16 protein-coding genes are annotated in these 16,990 nt (G+C 73.9%); 12 read left to right on the top strand and 4 right to left on the bottom strand.

Features of this window, described 5'->3' with window-relative positions; translation table 11 throughout:
* Window positions 1-132: 132 nt before the first annotated feature.
* From ACZ4W5_RS33700 to ACZ4W5_RS33725, 6 genes are all read left to right on the top strand, one after another.
* Window positions 133-405, top strand: a complete 273-nt coding sequence (locus ACZ4W5_RS33700) for a phosphoribosyl-ATP diphosphatase (RefSeq protein WP_360239859.1) — start codon at window positions 133-135, stop codon at window positions 403-405.
* Between the two features lie 50 nt (window positions 406-455).
* A complete protein-coding gene (gene hisG / locus ACZ4W5_RS33705) occupies window positions 456-1,304 on the top strand; it encodes an ATP phosphoribosyltransferase (RefSeq protein WP_360239856.1) in 849 nt (282 codons plus the stop codon).
* 85 nt (window positions 1,305-1,389) lie between these two features.
* Window positions 1,390-1,857, top strand: a complete 468-nt coding sequence (locus tag ACZ4W5_RS33710; RefSeq protein WP_465658846.1) for a PH domain-containing protein — start codon at window positions 1,390-1,392, stop codon at window positions 1,855-1,857.
* Between the two features lie 263 nt (window positions 1,858-2,120).
* Window positions 2,121-3,464, top strand: coding sequence for a hemolysin family protein (locus ACZ4W5_RS33715; RefSeq protein ID WP_360239850.1), 1,344 nt, complete (start codon window positions 2,121-2,123; stop codon window positions 3,462-3,464).
* Entirely contained in the window at window positions 3,461-4,507 is a 1,047-nt protein-coding gene (locus ACZ4W5_RS33720; RefSeq protein ID WP_465658848.1) for a hemolysin family protein, read from the top strand. The genes ACZ4W5_RS33715 and ACZ4W5_RS33720 overlap by 4 nt, the downstream gene beginning before the upstream one ends.
* Window positions 4,508-4,669: 162 nt before the next feature.
* A complete protein-coding gene (locus ACZ4W5_RS33725; RefSeq protein ID WP_360239844.1) occupies window positions 4,670-5,656 on the top strand; it encodes an NAD-dependent epimerase/dehydratase family protein in 987 nt (328 codons plus the stop codon).
* A gap of 58 nt (window positions 5,657-5,714) precedes the next feature.
* On the opposite strand, the gene ACZ4W5_RS33730 is transcribed toward ACZ4W5_RS33725, so the two are convergent.
* Both ACZ4W5_RS33730 and ACZ4W5_RS33735 read right to left on the bottom strand, forming a co-directional pair.
* Entirely contained in the window at window positions 5,715-7,742 is a 2,028-nt protein-coding gene (locus tag ACZ4W5_RS33730; RefSeq protein ID WP_465658882.1) for an AAA family ATPase, read from the bottom strand.
* 388 nt (window positions 7,743-8,130) lie between these two features.
* Window positions 8,131-8,733 (bottom strand): uridine kinase family protein, encoded by a 603-nt coding sequence (locus ACZ4W5_RS33735; protein WP_465658884.1) that lies wholly within the window; start codon window positions 8,731-8,733, stop codon window positions 8,131-8,133.
* Window positions 8,734-9,076: 343 nt separating this feature from the next.
* Here ACZ4W5_RS33735 and ACZ4W5_RS33740 point away from each other — a divergent pair, with 343 nt between their 5' ends.
* Complete coding sequence (locus tag ACZ4W5_RS33740) at window positions 9,077-10,240, top strand: acyl-CoA dehydrogenase family protein (protein ID WP_402486349.1); 1,164 nt, start codon at window positions 9,077-9,079, stop codon at window positions 10,238-10,240.
* 170 nt (window positions 10,241-10,410) lie between these two features.
* Here the strand turns inward: ACZ4W5_RS33740 and ACZ4W5_RS33745 are convergent, their stop codons facing one another.
* Entirely contained in the window at window positions 10,411-10,947 is a 537-nt protein-coding gene (locus ACZ4W5_RS33745; RefSeq protein WP_402486346.1) for a hypothetical protein, read from the bottom strand.
* A gap of 232 nt (window positions 10,948-11,179) precedes the next feature.
* On the opposite strand from ACZ4W5_RS33745, the gene ACZ4W5_RS33750 reads away from it, so the two are divergent.
* The 5 genes from ACZ4W5_RS33750 (at window position 11,180) to fxsA (ending at window position 16,229) form a co-directional block, all read left to right on the top strand.
* A complete protein-coding gene (locus tag ACZ4W5_RS33750; protein WP_360239835.1) occupies window positions 11,180-11,620 on the top strand; it encodes an Lrp/AsnC family transcriptional regulator in 441 nt (146 codons plus the stop codon).
* Window positions 11,621-11,651: 31 nt separating this feature from the next.
* Window positions 11,652-13,292 (top strand): amidohydrolase, encoded by a 1,641-nt coding sequence (locus ACZ4W5_RS33755; RefSeq protein ID WP_465658851.1) that lies wholly within the window; start codon window positions 11,652-11,654, stop codon window positions 13,290-13,292.
* Window positions 13,293-13,374: 82 nt separating this feature from the next.
* Complete coding sequence (locus ACZ4W5_RS33760; protein WP_465658853.1) at window positions 13,375-13,827, top strand: GNAT family N-acetyltransferase; 453 nt, start codon at window positions 13,375-13,377, stop codon at window positions 13,825-13,827.
* 118 nt (window positions 13,828-13,945) lie between these two features.
* Complete coding sequence (gene lnt / locus ACZ4W5_RS33765; RefSeq protein WP_465658855.1) at window positions 13,946-15,595, top strand: apolipoprotein N-acyltransferase; 1,650 nt, start codon at window positions 13,946-13,948, stop codon at window positions 15,593-15,595.
* A gap of 55 nt (window positions 15,596-15,650) precedes the next feature.
* On the top strand, window positions 15,651-16,229 hold the full coding sequence (gene fxsA, locus ACZ4W5_RS33770) for an FxsA family membrane protein (protein ID WP_465658860.1): 579 nt from the start codon (window positions 15,651-15,653) through the stop codon (window positions 16,227-16,229).
* A 126-nt stretch (window positions 16,230-16,355) separates the two neighbouring features.
* Here fxsA and ACZ4W5_RS33775 read toward each other — a convergent pair whose 3' ends face one another.
* On the bottom strand, window positions 16,356-16,730 hold the full coding sequence (locus ACZ4W5_RS33775) for an RNA polymerase-binding protein RbpA (protein ID WP_350506367.1): 375 nt from the start codon (window positions 16,728-16,730) through the stop codon (window positions 16,356-16,358).
* Window positions 16,731-16,990: the final 260 nt, after the last annotated feature.

Here is a 16,990-nt window from a genome sequence, read left to right on the forward strand (position 1 = left end):
ACCTCGCATACCCGCTCCCCCCCCGCCGAATTCCCCCCCCCCCCCCCCAGCCCCCCCCCCCCCCCCCCCCCCCCCCCCCCCCCGGGACCGTTTACCGTCCGCCTCCCCGCACGCCGTATGGTGAGTCCCATCATGGCTTCGAAGACATTCGAGGAGCTCTTCGCCGAGCTCCAGCAGAAGGCCGCCACCGGCGACCCCTCGTCCTCCCGTACCGCCCAGCTCGTCCAGCAGGGCGTCCATGCGATCGGCAAGAAGGTCGTCGAGGAGGCCGCCGAGGTCTGGATGGCCGCCGAGTTCCAGTCGGACGAGCAGACGGCCGAGGAGATCTCCCAGCTCCTCTACCACGTTCAGGTGATGATGATCGCCCGTGGGCTGACGCTCGACGACGTCTACAAGTACCTCTGAACCGCTCCCGACAGCACCCCCTCCCCGAACAGGTAAGGAACCGACTTCCCATGCTGCGCATCGCCGTCCCCAACAAGGGTTCTCTCTCGGGTCCCGCGGCGGAGATGCTCCATGAGGCCGGATACCGCCAGCGGAAGGACCCGAAGGAGCTCGTCCTCGTCGACCCGAACAACGAGGTCGAGTTCTTCTTCCTCCGCCCGCGCGACATCGCCGTCTACGTCGGCTCCGGCCGCCTGGACGTCGGCATCACCGGCCGCGACCTGCTGCTGGACTCGCACTCCAACGCGGAGGAGGTGCTCGCCCTCGGCTTCGCCGGGTCGACCTTCCGCTTCGCCCGCCCCGAGGGCCTGGACGTCAAGGACGTGCAGGGCCTGGAGGGCCTGCGGATCGCGACCTCCTACACCGGCCTGGTCGAGCAGCACCTGGCCGACCACGGCGTGACGGCGACGGTCACCAAGCTGGACGGCGCGGTCGAGACCGCGGTGCAGCTGGGCGTCGCCGACGTGATCGCCGACGTGGTGGAGACCGGGACCAGCCTGCGCAACGCCGGCCTGGAGGTCTTCGGCGAGCCGATCCTGGTGTCGGACTCCGTGGTGATCCGCCCCAAGGGCGCGGGCGAGGACGCCCGGGTCGAGCAGTTCCTGCGTCGTCTCCAGGGCGTGCTGGTGGCCCGCCGCTACGTGCTGATGGACTACGACATCCGGGCCGAGAAGGTCGGCGCCGCCGTGGCGCTCACCCCCGGCCTGGAGTCGCCGACCGTCTCCCCGCTGCACACCGAGGGCTGGGTGGCCGTCCGCTCGATGGTGCTCCGCAAGGAGGCCCAGCAGATCATGGACGACCTGTGGGGCATCGGTGCCCGGGCGATCCTGGTGACCAACATCCACGCCTGCCGTCTCTGACCTGCTCGCACGGCAGAGAGTAAAGAACGGTTCAATAGGGGCGGGGACGCTGACCGGCGTCCCCGCCCCTGTGCTGTCGCCCGTCATGATCCAGAGCCACCGGAGACCCCACGTGTCCACCCCGCCCGTCGAGTTCCCCGTCACCTGGGCGCCCCGGCGCACCCGCGCGGTGCTGCTGCCGGTCTGCGCCGTGCTCGTGGCGCTGTTCGTGGTGCTGGCGGTGCTGCTCCCGGCGAACTGGCAGCTCAACGACCGGATCATGATGGTCGCCAGCGGCGTGCTGTTCGCCGCCGTCGGCCTGATGCTGGCCCGCCCCCGGGTGAGCGCCGACGCCGAGGGCGTGACGGTGGTCAACTTCGTCCGCAGCCGCCGGCTGTCCTGGCCGGAGATCGTCCGGGTCAACTTCCGCCAGGGCGACCCGTGGGCCACCCTCGACCTCGCCGACGGCACCTCGCTGGCCGCGGTCGGCATCCAGTCCGGCGTCGGCAAGGACCAGGCGATCGCGGACGCCCGCGCGCTGCGCGACCTGGTCGAGCACCACGCCCAGGTCTGACCCCGGTCCTCAAACCCGGACCCCGGACCCGGACCCGGAACCCCGGACCCGGGCCCCCAATCGGGGGCCCCGGCGGGTCCGAACACGCTTCCTACCGTCACGCCGGTATGGTCTACGCTGGTAAAAGTGGGGCAAAGCTTCGGTTCCGCCCCAGCACGACCTGTACCGCACCGACCAGAGGAGTGACACTCCCCCTCGATGGACGATCCGTCCGGTAGTACCTGCGCCGCCTCGCTTCCGGCCCCCGGAAGGCAGGCGGCACTGTGATCACCGCCTGGCTGCTGTTGCTCGCGGCCGTGCTCCTGATCCTCGCCAACGGCCTCTTCGTGGCCGCCGAGTTCGCCTTCGTGACCGCCGACCGGGGCGCGGTGGAACGTTCCGCCGAAACCGGCGACGTCAAGTCCCGTCGGGTCTCCCGGGCCCTGCGGCACCTGTCTTTCGAACTCTCCGGCGCCCAACTGGGCATCACCGTCACCTCGCTGGTGGTCGGCATGCTCGCCGAGCCGGCCCTGTCGACCCTGCTCTCGCCCGTGATGTCGGGCATCGGGGTGCCGGACTCCGCCGCCCGCGGCGTCGCCGTGGTGGTCGGCATGGTGGTGGCGACCGTCGTGCAGATGGTGATCGGCGAGCTGGTGCCGAAGAACTGGGCGATCTCCCGCCCGCTCCAGGTGGCCCGCGCGGTCGCCGCCCCGCACATGGCCTTCTCCTTCGCCTGCCGCCCGCTGATCAGCTTCCTGAACGGCGCCGCGGACCGCACCGTCCGCGCCTTCGGCATCGAGCCGCAGGAGGAGCTGGAGCACGCCCGCACCCCGGCCGAGCTGGTCTCGCTGGCCCGGCACTCGGCCAAGGCCGGCGCGATAGACGAGGAGTCGGCGACCCTGTTCGTCCGCACCCTCGGCCTCAGCGAGCTCACCGCCGAGTCGGTGATGACCCCGCGGATCGACGTCGCCGCCCTCCAGCGCGACGCCACCGCCTCCGACGTCATCAACCTGACCCGGGCCACCGGCCTGTCCCGCTTCCCGGTCTACACCGACACCGTGGACGAGATCACCGGCATCGTGACGCTCAAGGACGCCCTCGCCGTCCCGGCCGCCCGCCGCGGCCTGGTCCGGGTCGCCGAGCTGGCCTCGCCGCCGCTGCTGGTGCCCGAGACCCTGCCCGCCGAGCGGCTGCTGGACCAGCTGCGCCGCCTCCAGCCGATGGCCATCGTGGTCGACGAGTACGGCGGCACCGCCGGGGTCGTCACCGTCGAGGACATCGTCGAGGAGATCGTCGGCGAGGTGCAGGACGAGCACGACCCCGAGGACCACCCCGACCTGCTCCAGCTGCCGGCCGTCAACGGCCTGCCCGCCTGGGAGGCGGACGGCCGCGCCCGGCTCGACCAGCTGGAGGTGATCGGCCTGAACGCCCCGGACGGCCCGTACGAGACCCTGGCCGGTCTGGTCTCCGACCTGCTCGGCAAGCTCCCCGAGGTGGGTGAGCAGGCCGAGCTGCCCGGCTGGCGGTTCACCGTGACCGGCGTCGACCGGCACCGCACCAGCCAGGTCCGGGTGGAGCGCACCAGCGCGCCCGGCCGGTTCGGCGAGAACGGGGAGAACGTCCGATGACCGTGCTCCAACTCGCCGTCGCCGTCCTGCTCCTGCTCGGCAACGCCTTCTTCGTCGGCGCCGAGTTCGCCGTCGTCTCGGTGCGCCGCAGCCAGATCGAGCCGCTCGCCGAGGCCGGGCACAAGCGCGCCCGGACGGTGCTGCACGCGCTGTCCAACGTCTCCGCGATGCTGGCCGCCGCCCAACTCGGCATCACCGTCTGCTCGCTGGGCCTCGGTGCGCTCGCCGAGCCGACCATCGCCTCGCTGCTGGAGGACCCCTTCCACGCGATCGGCGTCCCGGCCGGCCTGATGCACCCGCTCTCGTACGGGATCTCGCTGGCCCTCGTGGTCTTCCTGCACATGGTGCTGGGCGAGATGGTGCCGAAGAACATGGCGATGGCCGGCCCGGAGCGGGCCGCGCTGCTGCTCGGCCCGCCGCTGGACCGGCTGGCCCGCTGGCTCACCCCGGTGATCCGGGCGCTCAACGCCTTCGCCAACGGCGTGCTGCGGCTGTTCCGGGTGGAGGCCAAGGACGAGGTCGAGTCGGTGTTCACCACCGAGCAGCTGATGTACCTGCTGGTCGACTCCCGGGACGCCGGCCTGCTCGACGAGGACCGCCAGGAACGCCTGGAGGACGCCCTGGAGCTGGGCCGCCGCCCGGTCACCGACGTCCTGCTGCGGCCCGAGCAGCTGGTCACCGTGGACCCGAAGGCGACCGCCGCCGAGGTCGAGGAGCTCGCCCTGCGCACCGGCTTCTCGCGCTTCCCGGTCACCGACGGGGACCCGGCCGGCCACGGCTACCTGGGCTACCTCCACCTCAAGGACATCCTCGACGTGGACGACCCGTCGGCGCCCGTGCCGGCCCGGCTGTGGCGGCCGATCACGGTGCTGCGCGGCAGCCTCCCGCTGGACGACGCCCTCGGCGCCATGCGCCGGGCTACCTGCCACCTGGCCGCCGTGCTGGACCAGGACGGCCGGACGGTCGGCGTGGTGATGCTGGAGGACGTCCTGGAGGAACTGGTCGGCGAGATGCACGACCCGGACCACCGGACGACCGCCTAGCCACTGGTAGCCGCGGTAGCACCCCAAGCGCGGGAAGACCCCCGCCCGCCGACGGCGTGACCGGCGAGGGACGTGTCCGCCGACGGCGTGTCCGCCGAGGGCGAATCTGCCCACAGCAGGCAACGGTTCCCAGGCCGGCCGCCCCGGGGGAGGGTGGTCGGCATGAGACTCCTGCTGCTGGGTGGAACGAAGTTCGTCGGACGGGCCGTCGCCGAGGAGGCGCTGGCCAGGGGGTGGGAGGTGACGGCCCTCAACCGCGGCACGCAGCCCGCGCCCGAGGGCGTCCGGGTGCTGCGGGGCGACCGCACCGCCGAGGACGGCCTGGCCGCGCTCGGCACGGGGGAGTGGGACGCGGTGGTGGACACCTGGTCCTGGGCCCCGGCGGCCGTGCGCGACAGCGCCCGGCGGCTGAACGGGCGGGTCGGCCACTACGCGTACGTCTCCAGCCGCTCGGTGTACGACCACCCGCTGCGCGCCGGGGCCGACGAGACCGCGCCGGTGGTCGACTCCGACCCGGACCTCACCGGCGAGGTGGGCTACGCGGAGGCCAAGCGCGGCGCCGAACTGGCCCTGGAGGCGGAGTTCGGCGGACGCGCCCTGCTGGTCCGCGCCGGACTGATCCTCGGCCCGTACGAGGACATCGGCCGGCTGCCGTGGTGGCTGAACCGGATCGCCCGGGGCGGCCCGGTGCTCGCCCCGGGCCCGCGCGAGCTGCCGCTGCAGTACATCGACGGCCGCGACCTCGCCGCCTGGACCCTGGACGCGGTGGTGGCCCGGCTGGGCGGACCGTACAACGTGGTCAGCCCGGCCGGTCACACCACCATGGGCGGGCTGCTGGAGGCCTGCGTCGGGGCCACCGGCTCGGACGCCGAGCTGCGCTGGACGGATCCGGAGCGGATCCTGGCGGCCGGTGTGCAGCCGTGGACGGAGCTGCCGGTCTGGCTGGCGCCCGGTGAGCTCTACGACTTCCTGCACGGCGCCTCGGTCGCCCGCGCCGTCGCCGCCGGGCTGCGCTGCCGCCCGGTCGCCGAGACGGTCGAGGACACCTGGGCCTGGCTGCGGTCGATCGGTGGCGAGGCCCCGCAGCGCGCCGACCGGCCGAGCGTCGGGCTCGACCCGGAGCGCGAGGCGGAGCTGCTCGACGGCTGAGGCCCGGAGCGCGAGGCGGAGCTGCTCGATGGCTGAGGCCCGGTGGGGGAGCCGGTCGTCAGCTCCGGCCGTCGATCAGCTCCCCGTACGCCTGCACCAGGTCCGGCAGCCGCAGCGTCGCCAGGTCCTCCCGGCCCGGCGGCTCGCGCAGCAGCGAGAGCCGCAGGTCCCGGTAGGCGCAGGACTTCTCGTACAGGGTGCGGATGAACCGGCCGTTGCCCAGCTCGTCGATCCAGCCCTCGCGCACCACGTGGGTGCAGATGCTGGCCAGCTCCTCGGCCGCGTCCTCGTCCCAGCCGTCGCCGTCCCGGCCGGCCAGCGCCGCGCCGATCGCGGTCAGCTCGTTCGGGCGGTAGCTCGGGAAGTCGACCCGGGTGGTGAAGCGGGAGTTGAGGCCGGGGTTGGTGGCGAGCAGCCGGTTCATCCCCTCCGGGTAGCCGGCCAGGATCACCACCAGCCGGTCCCGGTTGTCCTCGGCCCGCTTGAGCAGCACCTGGAGCGCCTCGTCGCCGTAGGCGTCGCCCTTGGTGTAGCCGGAGTTGGAGAGGCTGTACGCCTCGTCGATGAACAGCACGCCGTCCAGCGCGGAGTCGATCAGTTCGTTCGCCTTGACGGCGGTCTGGCCGAGGAACTCGCCCACCAGGTCCGCGCGTTGGGCCTCCACCAGGTGGTCGCCGGAGAGCAGTCCGAGGGCGTGGAAGACCCGGCCGAGGATCCGTGCCACGGTGGTCTTGCCGGTGCCGGAGGGGCCGGAGAAGACGAAGTGCCGCTTCGGCGGCTGGACCGGCAGCCCCTGCTCGGCGCGCAGCCGCGACATTCTCAACTGTGCCGACAGCGCCCTGACTTGGCGCTTGACCGGCTCCAGGCCGACCATCAGCGAGAGTTCGGCCAGGGCCGCGTCCAACTCCCGCTCGTTGCCCGCGGTCCGGGGCGGCGGCGCGGCGGCGGTGCGGGGCTGGGCCTCGCCGCGTACCGGCAGCGGCGGGGGTGGCGCGGTGGGGCCGGCCGGGGCGCCCGAACCCGAGCGTTCACCGGCCGTCTGGGGTGTGCCGTCCGCCGGGGCGGTGTCCGCTTCCGCTGCGGTGAGCGGGCCGTCCACGAGGGTCGCGTCCACTGCGGGCCCGCCGCCGACCGGGGTGGCGCCCGTGCCGAACTCGGCGTCGTAGAGCGGCCCTTCGGCGTAGCCGGGGTCGTCCTGGTAGCCCGTCCCACCGCCCACCCCGGCTCCGTCCGGCCCCGCGCCGTCGAGCCCGACGCCGTCCAGCCCCGCACCGTCAAGGCCGGTCCCGTCGAGCCCGGTCCCGTCGAGGCCGACGCCGTCCGGGCCGGTCCCGTCCAGCCCGCCCGAGCGCCCGTCCGCGAGCAGCCCGTCCGCGAGCGCGTCCTCGGCCGAGATGGCCGCCAGCCGGGCCGAGGTGTCCATGAACGCCGGGTCCGCCCGGTGCACCGCCCGGTAGAGCGGCAGCGCCGCGGCGCTGCGTCCGGCCCCTTCGTACGCCCGGGCCAGCCAGTAGCGCAGCTCCTTGCGCTGCGGCTGCTCGGAGCGGCAGCGGGCCAGCGAGGCGGCCAGCGGGGCCTGCGCCTGGGCGCACATGTCCAGCCGCACCCGGGCCATCCCGGCGAAGAGCCCGGCCTCGATGCCCAGCAGCGGGTCGTCGAGCAGCCGGTCGGTGTCCCGGATCAACTGCTCCCAGTCCTTGAGCAGGTAGGACCGGCAGGCGTACAGGAACTGCGCGGACGGGTCCTCGCTGGGGGCCGGGCACTGCTCCAACGCCCGGTCCAGCTCCGCCAGGTGGCGGCCGTCCAGCCAGTGCGAGGCGTGCGCCAGCGCGAGGTCGCGGGTGTCCTCCAGCACCGGCTGCACCCACCAGCCCAGCCAGTACCAGGAGCTGAGCGGGCGGCGGTGCAGTCGCCGCTGCTCGCCGAAGCGGTTCTGGTTGCGGTACATCGCGAGCAGGGCGGCCGAGGTGTCGCTGCGCAGGGCGTGCAGGCCGAGCCAGGCGTCGGCCATGCCGGGGTCCAGCCGGACGGCGGCGCGGAACTCCTCCTCGGCCCGGGCGTAGGCGCCGGCCGTGTAGGCGTCCATGGCCCGCAGCCAGGCCCGGTCGGCGAGCCGGTCCGGGCCGCCCGCCGTGCTGTCGGAACTGTCGACCGTCGTCACTCACGCCCCCCGCGGTGTGGCCCGGGGCTCGGCCGGCGGATCGCCTGTGCGCAGCCGGGCCGGTGGTCGTCGAGCCCCCGGGGCGCATATGCGCCTACCGGGAATCGTACCGGCGCGGGGCTGATCCGGAAGGGTGCCGCACAGGGTCAAATGCGATCGTGCACAAGGTGGTTGGGCGGCCGGATGGCCGAAAAACCGCTGACCGGCGGGCTGCGGGAGGGGACCGGACGGCGCCCCCGGCTCACGGGGGAACAAGTCGGGAGCGCCGGGTCCGAAGCGGCCGGAACGATGAGTTCCAGCGACTGACGAGAACCTAAGTCCTGGCGATGTCGCAGGTCAAGGGCTTAGTTGAAGTTTCACCGACAGTGCTCGACGCGATCCGCCCGGTCACCCCGTCGACCCTGGTGGCGGCGTACGGACGGCTCGGGTCGGCGGCGAAGTGCGCCGCCTCCGCGCGGGCCCAACCGGCCCAGAACGCGGCGAGTTCCGGCCCGTCCCGCTCCTCGCCGCGCCGGCGGGCCGCAGCTACCTCCAGCTCCATCCAGATCACCCGGGCCAGCCAGGGCCGCACCTCGCGGCGCCCCGCGCCGACCCCCTCCACCAGCACCACCGGGGCGAGCGGCACCCGGGCGGTGCCGGCGAAGCGGCGCAGGGTCCAGTCGTACACCCGGTGCTCCGCGTCCCGGCCGGCCGCCAGCGGCTCCAGCACCTGCTCGCGCAGCCGTCGCGCCCAGCCGAAGAGCTCGGTGTGCGTGGCCAGGTCGTCGAGGTGGACCACCGGCGCGCCGCCGAGCGCCACCGCCAGCCGCCCGGCGAAGGTCGTCTTGCCGGAGCCCGCGTGCCCGTCCACCGCGACCAGCCGCACCGGCCCGCAGGAGGGCGGCAGCGCCCGCAGCTCCCGGGCCAGCCCGGCCAGCGCAGCGTTCCCGTCGGCCGGTGCGTCGAGCGCGCCGGCCTGCCCGTCGGGGCTGTGGAACCCGTCGAGCCCGGCCGGCGGGTCGCCGGGAACGGGCGGACGGGGGGAGCGAGCGGTTCCGGATGCAGCCACAACGTCAACCCTACGGTGCCGTAGCCCACCACTGCGGACAGATCATCTGTGCAGGTCGTGACGGCAGCGCGGGTTTCGGGCATACTCGCCTTCGCCACGCCTGTGAACGGCCGTTCACCGCAACCCGGTGCCGGTCGGGCCGACCTGCCACACCCGCGCCGGATCACCCGCCACCCCGGGCCGGCGCCCGATCGAGGAGGCGACCCTCGCCATGACCCCGTCCCCCGTGAAAGCCGTGGAGCGCCAGCTGCCCAGCGAGGAGGCCCGCGAGCTGCTGAGCCTCACCCGGGACCTGGTCCAGCGCGAGCTCCAGCCGCGCGCGGCGGAGGACGAGGCCGCAGACCGCTTCCCCCGGGAGGTCTTCCGCACCCTCGGCGAGGCCGGCCTGCTCTCCCTCCCGTACGACGAGAAGTACGGCGGCGGCGAGCAGCCCTACGAGGTGTACCTCCAGGTCCTGGAGGAGCTGGCCGCGGGCTGGCTGGCGGTGGGCCTCGGCGTCAGCGTGCACACCCTGTCCTGCCACGCGCTGGCCACCTTCGGCAGCGACGAGCAGCGCGAGAAGTGGCTGCCCGGCATGCTCTCCGGCGAGCAGCTCGGCGCCTACTGCCTCTCCGAGCCGCAGTCCGGCTCCGACGCGGCGGCCCTGCGCACCCGCGCCGACCTCGACGGGGACGAGTACGTCGTCAACGGCACCAAGGCGTGGATCACCCACGGCGGCCAGGCCGACTTCTACAGCGCCCTGGTGCGCACCGGGGTGGACGGCCCCAAGGGCATCAGCTGCCTGCTCGTGCCCGGCGCCCAGCCGGGCCTGTCGGCCGCGCCGCCGGAGCACAAGATGGGCATGCGGTCCTCGCCGACCGCCCAGCTGCACTTCGACGGCGCCCGGGTGGCTCGCGAGCGGCTGATCGGCGAGGAGGGCCAGGGCTTCCAGATCGCGCTCGCCGCGCTTGACTCCGGCCGCCTCGGCATCGCCGCCTGTGCCGTCGGCGTCGCCCAGGCCGCGCTCGACCTCGCCGTCGACTACGCCCGCACCCGGCGCCAGTTCGGCCGCCCGATCGCGGACTTCCAGGGCCTGTCCTTCATGCTCGCCGACATGGCCACCCAGATCGAGGCCGGGCGTTCGCTCTACCTCGCCGCCGCGCGGCTGCGGGACGCGGGCCGGCCGTTCTCCAAGGAGGCGGCGATGGCCAAGCTGTTCTGCACCGACGCCGCGATGCGGGTGACCACCGACGCCGTCCAGGTGCTCGGCGGCTACGGCTACACCCAGGACTTCCCGGCCGAGCGCTACATGCGCGAGGCCAAGGTGCTGCAGATCGTCGAGGGCACCAACCAGATCCAGCGCCTGGTGATCGGCCGCCACCTCACCAAGGGCTGAGCCGAAGTCCGGCCGGGCCCCGAAGTCCGGCGGGGCCCAGGCCCGGCCCCGAAGCCCGGCCCGAGGCCGCGGCCTCCCCGATACGGCCCCCGGTCGTCACTCCAGGGTGCGGAGTGACGACCGGGGGCGATTCTCTGATCGGGCGTCAACTCACCCGCCGCCGAAGGGAATCAGCGCCGCGCGAGCCGCCGGCGCTGCTCCGGGATGGTGGCGAGCGGGACGGTCGAGGCGAGCTGCCGCCCGGCCTTGGCCGGGGCACCGACGCCCGCGCCGACACCGGCCCCCGCACCGGCCCCCGCACCCGCGCCCGCGCCGCGCACCGGGCGGTGCACCAGCGCGTGCGAGAACGGCTGGGTGCGCCAGTCGAGCCCGCTCGGGAGCTTGAACAGCGCCTCGAACCGGGTCGGTTCGGCGTCCTCCCGGATCTCCGCCTCGGCCAGGTCGTCGGTCAGGGTGCCCGAGCCGGGGCAGATCGCGGGGGCGAAGGGGTTCCAGGCCGTCGGCAGCAGGGCGTGCTGCGGCAGCCGCTCCTCGTCCGCCACCAGGGCGATCGGGCGGCGGCACTCGGGGCAGTGGACCCGGAAGATGTCCCAGGTCTCGGCGTCGCCGGGGTCGGTGCCCGGCGCGTGGTCGACCGCGAGGTCGTCGCGGCCGGTCGGATCGTCGGTCTCGTCGAGAGCCAGCGCGCGCTGGTCGGTAGCAGGCATGGAGATCCCCCTAGGATCGGGCCCGGCGTGGTCGCTCTGGGGCCACAACCAGCACTTCCCGCCGATTCGGGCTCATAACCCTGCGGAGTTGCGCACCGTGATGCACCGGGTGTGTCCTTGGCCACACCGCCCGCCACATTCACCAGGCACATGCCCGTGCGACACCTGCGGTCCAACCCCGTGCCACCACCGTGCGCCCCCTGTGCTCCCCGAGCGGGTAGGTTTGCGCACCGTGGAGGATCTCGACCAACGCATCGTCCAGCTGCTCCTAGAGGACGGCCGGATGAGCTACACGGACCTGGGCAAGGCCACCGGCCTGTCCACCTCGGCGGTGCACCAGCGGGTGCGCCGCCTCGAACAGCGCGGGGTGATCCGCGGCTACACCGCGATCGTCGACCCCGACGCCGTCAACCTGGCGCTGACCGCGTTCATCTCGGTCAAGCCCTTCGACCCCAGCGCCCCGGACGACACCCCGGAGAGACTGGCCGGCCTGCCCGAGATCGAGGCCTGCCACAGCGTCGCCGGCGACGAGAACTACATCCTCAAGGTCCGGGTCGGCGCCCCCGGGGACCTGGAGGACCTGCTGGCCCGGATCCGCAGCGCCGCCGGAGTGTCCACCCGCACCACCGTGGTGCTCTCCACTCCCTACGAGGCACGACCCCCGAAGATCTGAGCGCGAACCGCCGGGGTGCAGACTTGGGCGCATGACCGAACGCACCAGCCCTCCTTGCCCGCCCTCGGGCCGGAGGGGCCCACGGACCGTCCTGCTGCGCGGCGGCGCCGTCTACAGCCCCGCCGACCCCTTCGCCACCGCGATGCTCGTGGAGGGCGGGCACATCGCCTGGGTCGGCAGTGACGGCGCCGCCGAGGCGTACGCCGCGACCGCCGACGAGATCGTCGAGCTGGACGGCGCCCTGGTCACCCCCGCCTTCGTGGACGCCCACGTGCACGCCACCGCCACCGGCCTGGCGCTCACCGGACTCGACCTCACCGGCAGCCCCTCGCTGGCCGCCGCTCTGGCCGCCGTCACCGCCTTCGTCGAGGCGCAGCCGGAGCCCGGCGGGGTGCTGATCGGCCACGGCTGGGACGAGACCGGCTGGCCCGAGGGCCGCCCGCCCACGCTGGCCGAACTCGACGCGGCCGCCCGCGGCGCGGCGCTCTACCTCTCCCGGACGGACGTCCACTCCGCGCTCGCCACCACCGCGCTGCGCACCCTCACCGAGGGCCTCGCCGAGCGCCCCGGCCACCACGCCGACGGCCCGCTCACCAAGGACGCCCACCACGCCGTCCGGCAGACCGCGCTGGCGCACCTCACCCCCGAGCAGCGCCGCCGCGCCCAGCGCGCCACCCTGGCCCGCGCCGCCGAGCTCGGCATCGGTGCCCTGCACGAGTGCGCCGGCCCGGAGATCTCCTCCGAGGCCGACCTGGCGGCCCTGCTGGAGCTGGCCGCCGAGGGTGAGGGCCCCGAGGTCTTCGGCTACTGGGGCGAGCTGGGCGGCATCGAGACCGCCCGCCGGCTCGGCGCGGTGGGCGCCGGCGGCGACCTCTTCGTGGACGGCGCGCTCGGCTCGCACACCGCCTGCCTGCACGCCCGGTACGCCGACGCCGAGCACACCGGCACCGCCTACCTGACCGCCGAACAGGTCGCCGACCACGTCGCCGCCTGCACCGAGGCCGGGCTGCAGGCCGGATTCCACGCGATCGGCGACGCGGCGCTCACCGCCGTGATCGACGGCGTGCGCACGGCCGGCGAGCGGGTCGGCGCCGACCGGGTCAAGGCCCTGCGCCACCGCGTCGAGCACGCCGAGGCCCTGGACGACAAGGCGATCGCGGCCCTCGGCGAACTCGGCCTCACCGCCTCCGTCCAGCCCGCCTTCGACGCCGCCTGGGGCGGCCCGGACGGCATGTACGCGCAGCGCCTGGGCGCGGAGCGGGCGGCCGGTCTCAACCCCTACGCGGCCCTGCTGCGCGCCGGTGTCCCGCTGGCCTTCGGCTCGGACGCCCCGGTCACCCCGCTCGACCCCTGGGGCACCGTCCGGGCCGCGGCGTTCCACCGGACCCTGGAGCACCGGATCTCGGTCCGGGCCGCCTTCACCGCCCACACCCGCGGCGGCTGGCGTGCGATCGGCCGTGACCACGACGGCGTGCTGGTGCCCGGCGCGGTCGCCAACTACGCGCTCTGGGCGGCCGACGAGCTGGTCGTCCAGGCCCCGGACTCCCGGGTGGCGGGCTGGTCCACCGACCCGCGCTCCGGTACCCCCGGCCTGCCCGACCTCACCCCCGGCCACGAACTCCCGGTCTGCCTGCGCACGGTGGTCCGCGGCCGCACGGTGTACGAGCGGTAGGGGCCTGGTACGAGCGGTAAGGACCGTGTGCGAGCGCTAAATCGGGTGATCGGCGGGCGGCCGCCCTCGTAGGGTGCCGACCATGACCGAGATCGTCCCCGCCGACTTCACCGTCCCGCGCGAGCTGCTCGCCCCGGAGTTCCGCCTGGAGCCCCTGGGCGAGCAGCACAACGCCTCCGACCACGTCGCCTGGACGGGCAGCATCGAGCACATCCGTGCCACCCCCGGCTGGGCCGGCCGCGGCTGGCCGCCCGTCGACGGCATGTCCCTGGCGGACAACCTCGCCGACCTGCGCCGGCACGCCGCCGACTTCGAGGCCCGCCGGGGCTTCACCTACACCGTCCTGGAGCCGGACCGGGACGAGGTGATCGGCTGCGTCTACATCTACCCGGACCGCGAGGACGCCTCCCTGGTCTCGGTCAGCTCCTGGGTCCGCGCCGACCGCGCCGAGCTGGACGCCCCGCTGTACCGTGCCGTCTCCGCCTGGCTCACCGACCACTGGCCGCTGGGGCGCTTCCGCTACACGGAGCGCTGACCCCATCACCCCCCGAACCGGCCCAGCACCCTGACCTCACGCGCCCGCGACGTTCCGGGGTACCTTCTTCGCACAGCGTCCTAACAGCAAGCCTCAGGAAGATGGTGCGCCGGTGGCCATGCCCGTCACCCAGGAGCGGTCCGGGACCGCTCCCGAGCCGCAGGAACCGGCCCCGGCCCCCGGCCGCCTGGCCCGCGCGCTCGCCAAGGTCCGGGCCGGCCTGCCGCGCACCGGCCTCGCCGCGCTGTCCGGCCTGCTGCTCGCGCTCGCCTTCCCGCCGTACGACCTCTGGCCGCTGTCGCTGCTGGGCGTGGCCGCGCTGTCGCTGCTCACCCGCGGCCGCACCTTCCGCCAGGGCGCCTGGACGGGCTTCGCCTTCGGCCTCCCGTTCTTCCTGATGCTGCTCAGCTGGCTGCGGGTGGTCGGCTGGGACGCGACCGTCGGCCTGTCGGTGATCGAGGCGCTGTTCCTGGCCCTGCTCGGCGGGGCGCTGGCGCTCACCTCCCTGCTGCCCGGCTGGGCGTTCTGGGCGGCCGCCCTCTGGGTCACCCAGGAGTGGGCGCGCGACCGGCTGCCGCTGGGGGGCTTCCCCTGGGGCCGGCTGGCCTTCGCCAACACCGCGACGCCGTACACCCCGCTGGCCGCCCTCGGCGGCGCGCCCCTGGTCACCTTCGCCGTCGCCCTGTCCGGCACCCTGCTCGCCTGGGCGGCGCTGCGCCTGCGCGGGCCGGGCCGGGCCCCGAAGGCGGCGGCGCTGGCGGCGCTGGCGGCGCTCGGCGCGGTGGCCGTGCTGCTGGCCGGGTTCCTCGTGCCGGTGCCCACCGCCGCGGCCGACACGGTGAAGGTCGCCATCGTCCAGGGCAACGTGCCCAACCCGGGCATGGACTTCCTCGGCCGCCCGATGATGGTGCTCAACAACCACGCCTCGGCCACCGAGCGGCTCGCCGCCGACGTGCAGGCCGGCAAGGTCCCGCGCCCCGACGTGGTGATCTGGCCGGAGAACTCCTCCGACCTGGACCCGTTCAGCGACCCGCTGGCCCGCCAGCGCATCGACGAGGCGGTCAAGGCCGTCGGGGTGCCCACCCTGGTCGGCACCCTGGTGGACGGCCCGGACGCCCAGCACGTCCAGAACGAGGGCATCGTCTGGGACCCGGTCACCGGCCCCGGCGCCTCCTACACCAAGCAGCACCCCGTCCCGTTCGGCGAGTACGTGCCGTTCCGGGCCCAGCTGATGAAGGTGATCACCCGCCTCCAGCGGGTCGCCCGCGACTTCTACCCCGGCGACCACAACGGCGTGATGCAGCTCGGCCCGGCGAAGATCGGCGACGTGATCTGCTTCGAGGTGGCCTACGACGAGATCGTCCGGGACACCGTGGACAGCGGCGCCCGCGTCCTGGTCGTGCAGACCAACAACGCGACCTACGCCGAGACGGGCCAGCCCGAGCAGCAGCTGGCGATGAGCCGGCTGCGCGCGGTCGAGCACGGCCGGGCCGTGCTGATCGCCGCCACCAGCGGCATCAGCGCCGTGATCGCCCCGGACGGCACCGTCGAGCAGCGCACCCAGGAGCTGACCCCGGCCGAGCTGTCCGCCACCGTCCCGCTGCGCGACGGCACCACGGTGGCCGACCGGGTCGGCGCCGTCCCGGAGTGGACGCTGGCCGTCGGCGGGCTGCTGGCCTGCGCCGCCGCCCTGCTGGTCGGCCGCCGCAGGAAGGCCGCGGACGGAACACCGGCCGCCGCGGAATCGTTGGACCAGGTGGTGCCGTAGCCGGCCCGGACCTCCCGTGCGGCGCGCAGAGCACCGCTTGGAGTGGATTCGTACCGTGACCCAGCAAGCTACCCCCGCCCGTCCGGCCCCGCGTAGCAGGCTCCGCCGGGTGCTGCCGCTGCTGTTCACCGCCTGGCTGGTGCTGGAGATCTGGCTGCTGGTGCAGGTGGCCTCCTGGCTCGGCGGCCTCACCGTCCTGCTGCTGCTCATCGCCGGCGCGGTGATCGGCGGCTCGCTGATCAAGCGGGCGGGGCTCAAGGCCCTGTCGGCGGCGATCGAGCAGAGCAAGAACCCGCAGTCCGAGCAGCCGCAGACCGGCACCAGCATGACGGTGGGGGCCGGGCTGCTGCTGATCGTGCCGGGCTTCCTGTCCGACCTGGTCGCCCTGACCCTGCTGTTCCCGCCGACCAGGGCGCTGTGGCGGGTGGCCGGCCGCAGGATCGCGGACAAGGCGATGCGCAGCACCGCCACCGTCGGCTCCGACGCCTTCGCGGACGCGATACGGCTGCAGGAGCAGATGCGCATCCACCGCCCGGACGGCAAGGTCATCCAGGGCGAGGTGGTCGACCCGGAGACCGGTCCGCCCGGGCCGCAGGGCCCCGACACCACCTACCGCCCGCCGATCGCCGGCTGACCCGTCCGGAGCCGCGCCGCCGATCGCCGGACGGGTCAGCCGGCACAGCTCCGGACAACGCGAAAGGGACCCTGGTGACCAGGGTCCCTTTTCGCGTCCTCCCGCTCGAGGCGGGAGCGAGTCGTGTCAGGCGCTCTTGCGGGTGTCACGCGGGTGCACCGCGAGGTTCATCCCGCCGGAGCGGAGCACGGCCAGCCGCTCGGCCAGCACCTCCTCCAGCTCCTCGCGCGTCCGGCGCTCCATCAGCATGTCCCAATGGGTGCGCGTGGGCTTGGTCTTCTTCTCCTCGGGCTCGTCACCGTCGAGGAGAACCGCCTCCTGACCGCAGAAGCGGCATTCCCAAGCCTGAGGGATCTCGGCCTCGACCGAGAAAGGAACCTCGAATCGGTGTCCGTTCTGACATGCGTACTCGACGGTCTGGCGCGGGGCCAGATCGATACCACGGTCGGTCTCGTAGCTAGTGGCCCCGAGTCGCGTGCCGCGGAGAGCTCGCTCGCTCATGAATCGTGCCTCCCGGGCTTATGGCCCACAGGACTAGTGGTCGCTGTTCTGGTCGCTGTTCTTCGTCGTTCGGTCAACGCTCGGCTTCCGACGAAGATTCCCGTCCCGGGACATGCGTCGTCTGTCGTGCCGCCCCTGTTTGTACCCACCGTCGCCCGATTTGTCACATCTGGCCGGTGATATCACCCCAGGTGTCACCTATTTCACATCTGGTGATCGTGCGGACTTTCTGTGACGAGCGTACCGGTCGGCGATTTCGC

The sequence above is a fragment of the Kitasatospora sp. NPDC029367 genome, assembly GCF_055569135.1.

What these genes read in the sequence shown, in the direction of transcription:
- lnt (WP_465658855.1), top strand. Translation starts at nt 13,946, where the DNA reads ATGCCCGTCACCCAGGAGCGGTCCGGGACCGCTCCCGAGCCGCAGGAA.
- ACZ4W5_RS33730 (WP_465658882.1), bottom strand. Translation starts at nt 7,742, where the DNA reads ATGGACGCCTACACGGCCGGCGCCTACGCCCGGGCCGAGGAGGAGTTC.
- hisG (WP_360239856.1), top strand. Translation starts at nt 456, where the DNA reads ATGCTGCGCATCGCCGTCCCCAACAAGGGTTCTCTCTCGGGTCCCGCG.
- ACZ4W5_RS33740 (WP_402486349.1), top strand. Translation starts at nt 9,077, where the DNA reads ATGACCCCGTCCCCCGTGAAAGCCGTGGAGCGCCAGCTGCCCAGCGAG.
- ACZ4W5_RS33720 (WP_465658848.1), top strand. Translation starts at nt 3,461, where the DNA reads ATGACCGTGCTCCAACTCGCCGTCGCCGTCCTGCTCCTGCTCGGCAAC.
- ACZ4W5_RS33700 (WP_360239859.1), top strand. Translation starts at nt 133, where the DNA reads ATGGCTTCGAAGACATTCGAGGAGCTCTTCGCCGAGCTCCAGCAGAAG.
- ACZ4W5_RS33775 (WP_350506367.1), bottom strand. Translation starts at nt 16,730, where the DNA reads ATGAGCGAGCGAGCTCTCCGCGGCACGCGACTCGGGGCCACTAGCTAC.
- ACZ4W5_RS33725 (WP_360239844.1), top strand. Translation starts at nt 4,670, where the DNA reads ATGAGACTCCTGCTGCTGGGTGGAACGAAGTTCGTCGGACGGGCCGTC.
- ACZ4W5_RS33760 (WP_465658853.1), top strand. Translation starts at nt 13,375, where the DNA reads ATGACCGAGATCGTCCCCGCCGACTTCACCGTCCCGCGCGAGCTGCTC.
- ACZ4W5_RS33745 (WP_402486346.1), bottom strand. Translation starts at nt 10,947, where the DNA reads ATGCCTGCTACCGACCAGCGCGCGCTGGCTCTCGACGAGACCGACGAT.
- ACZ4W5_RS33755 (WP_465658851.1), top strand. Translation starts at nt 11,652, where the DNA reads ATGACCGAACGCACCAGCCCTCCTTGCCCGCCCTCGGGCCGGAGGGGC.
- ACZ4W5_RS33710 (WP_465658846.1), top strand. Translation starts at nt 1,390, where the DNA reads ATGATCCAGAGCCACCGGAGACCCCACGTGTCCACCCCGCCCGTCGAG.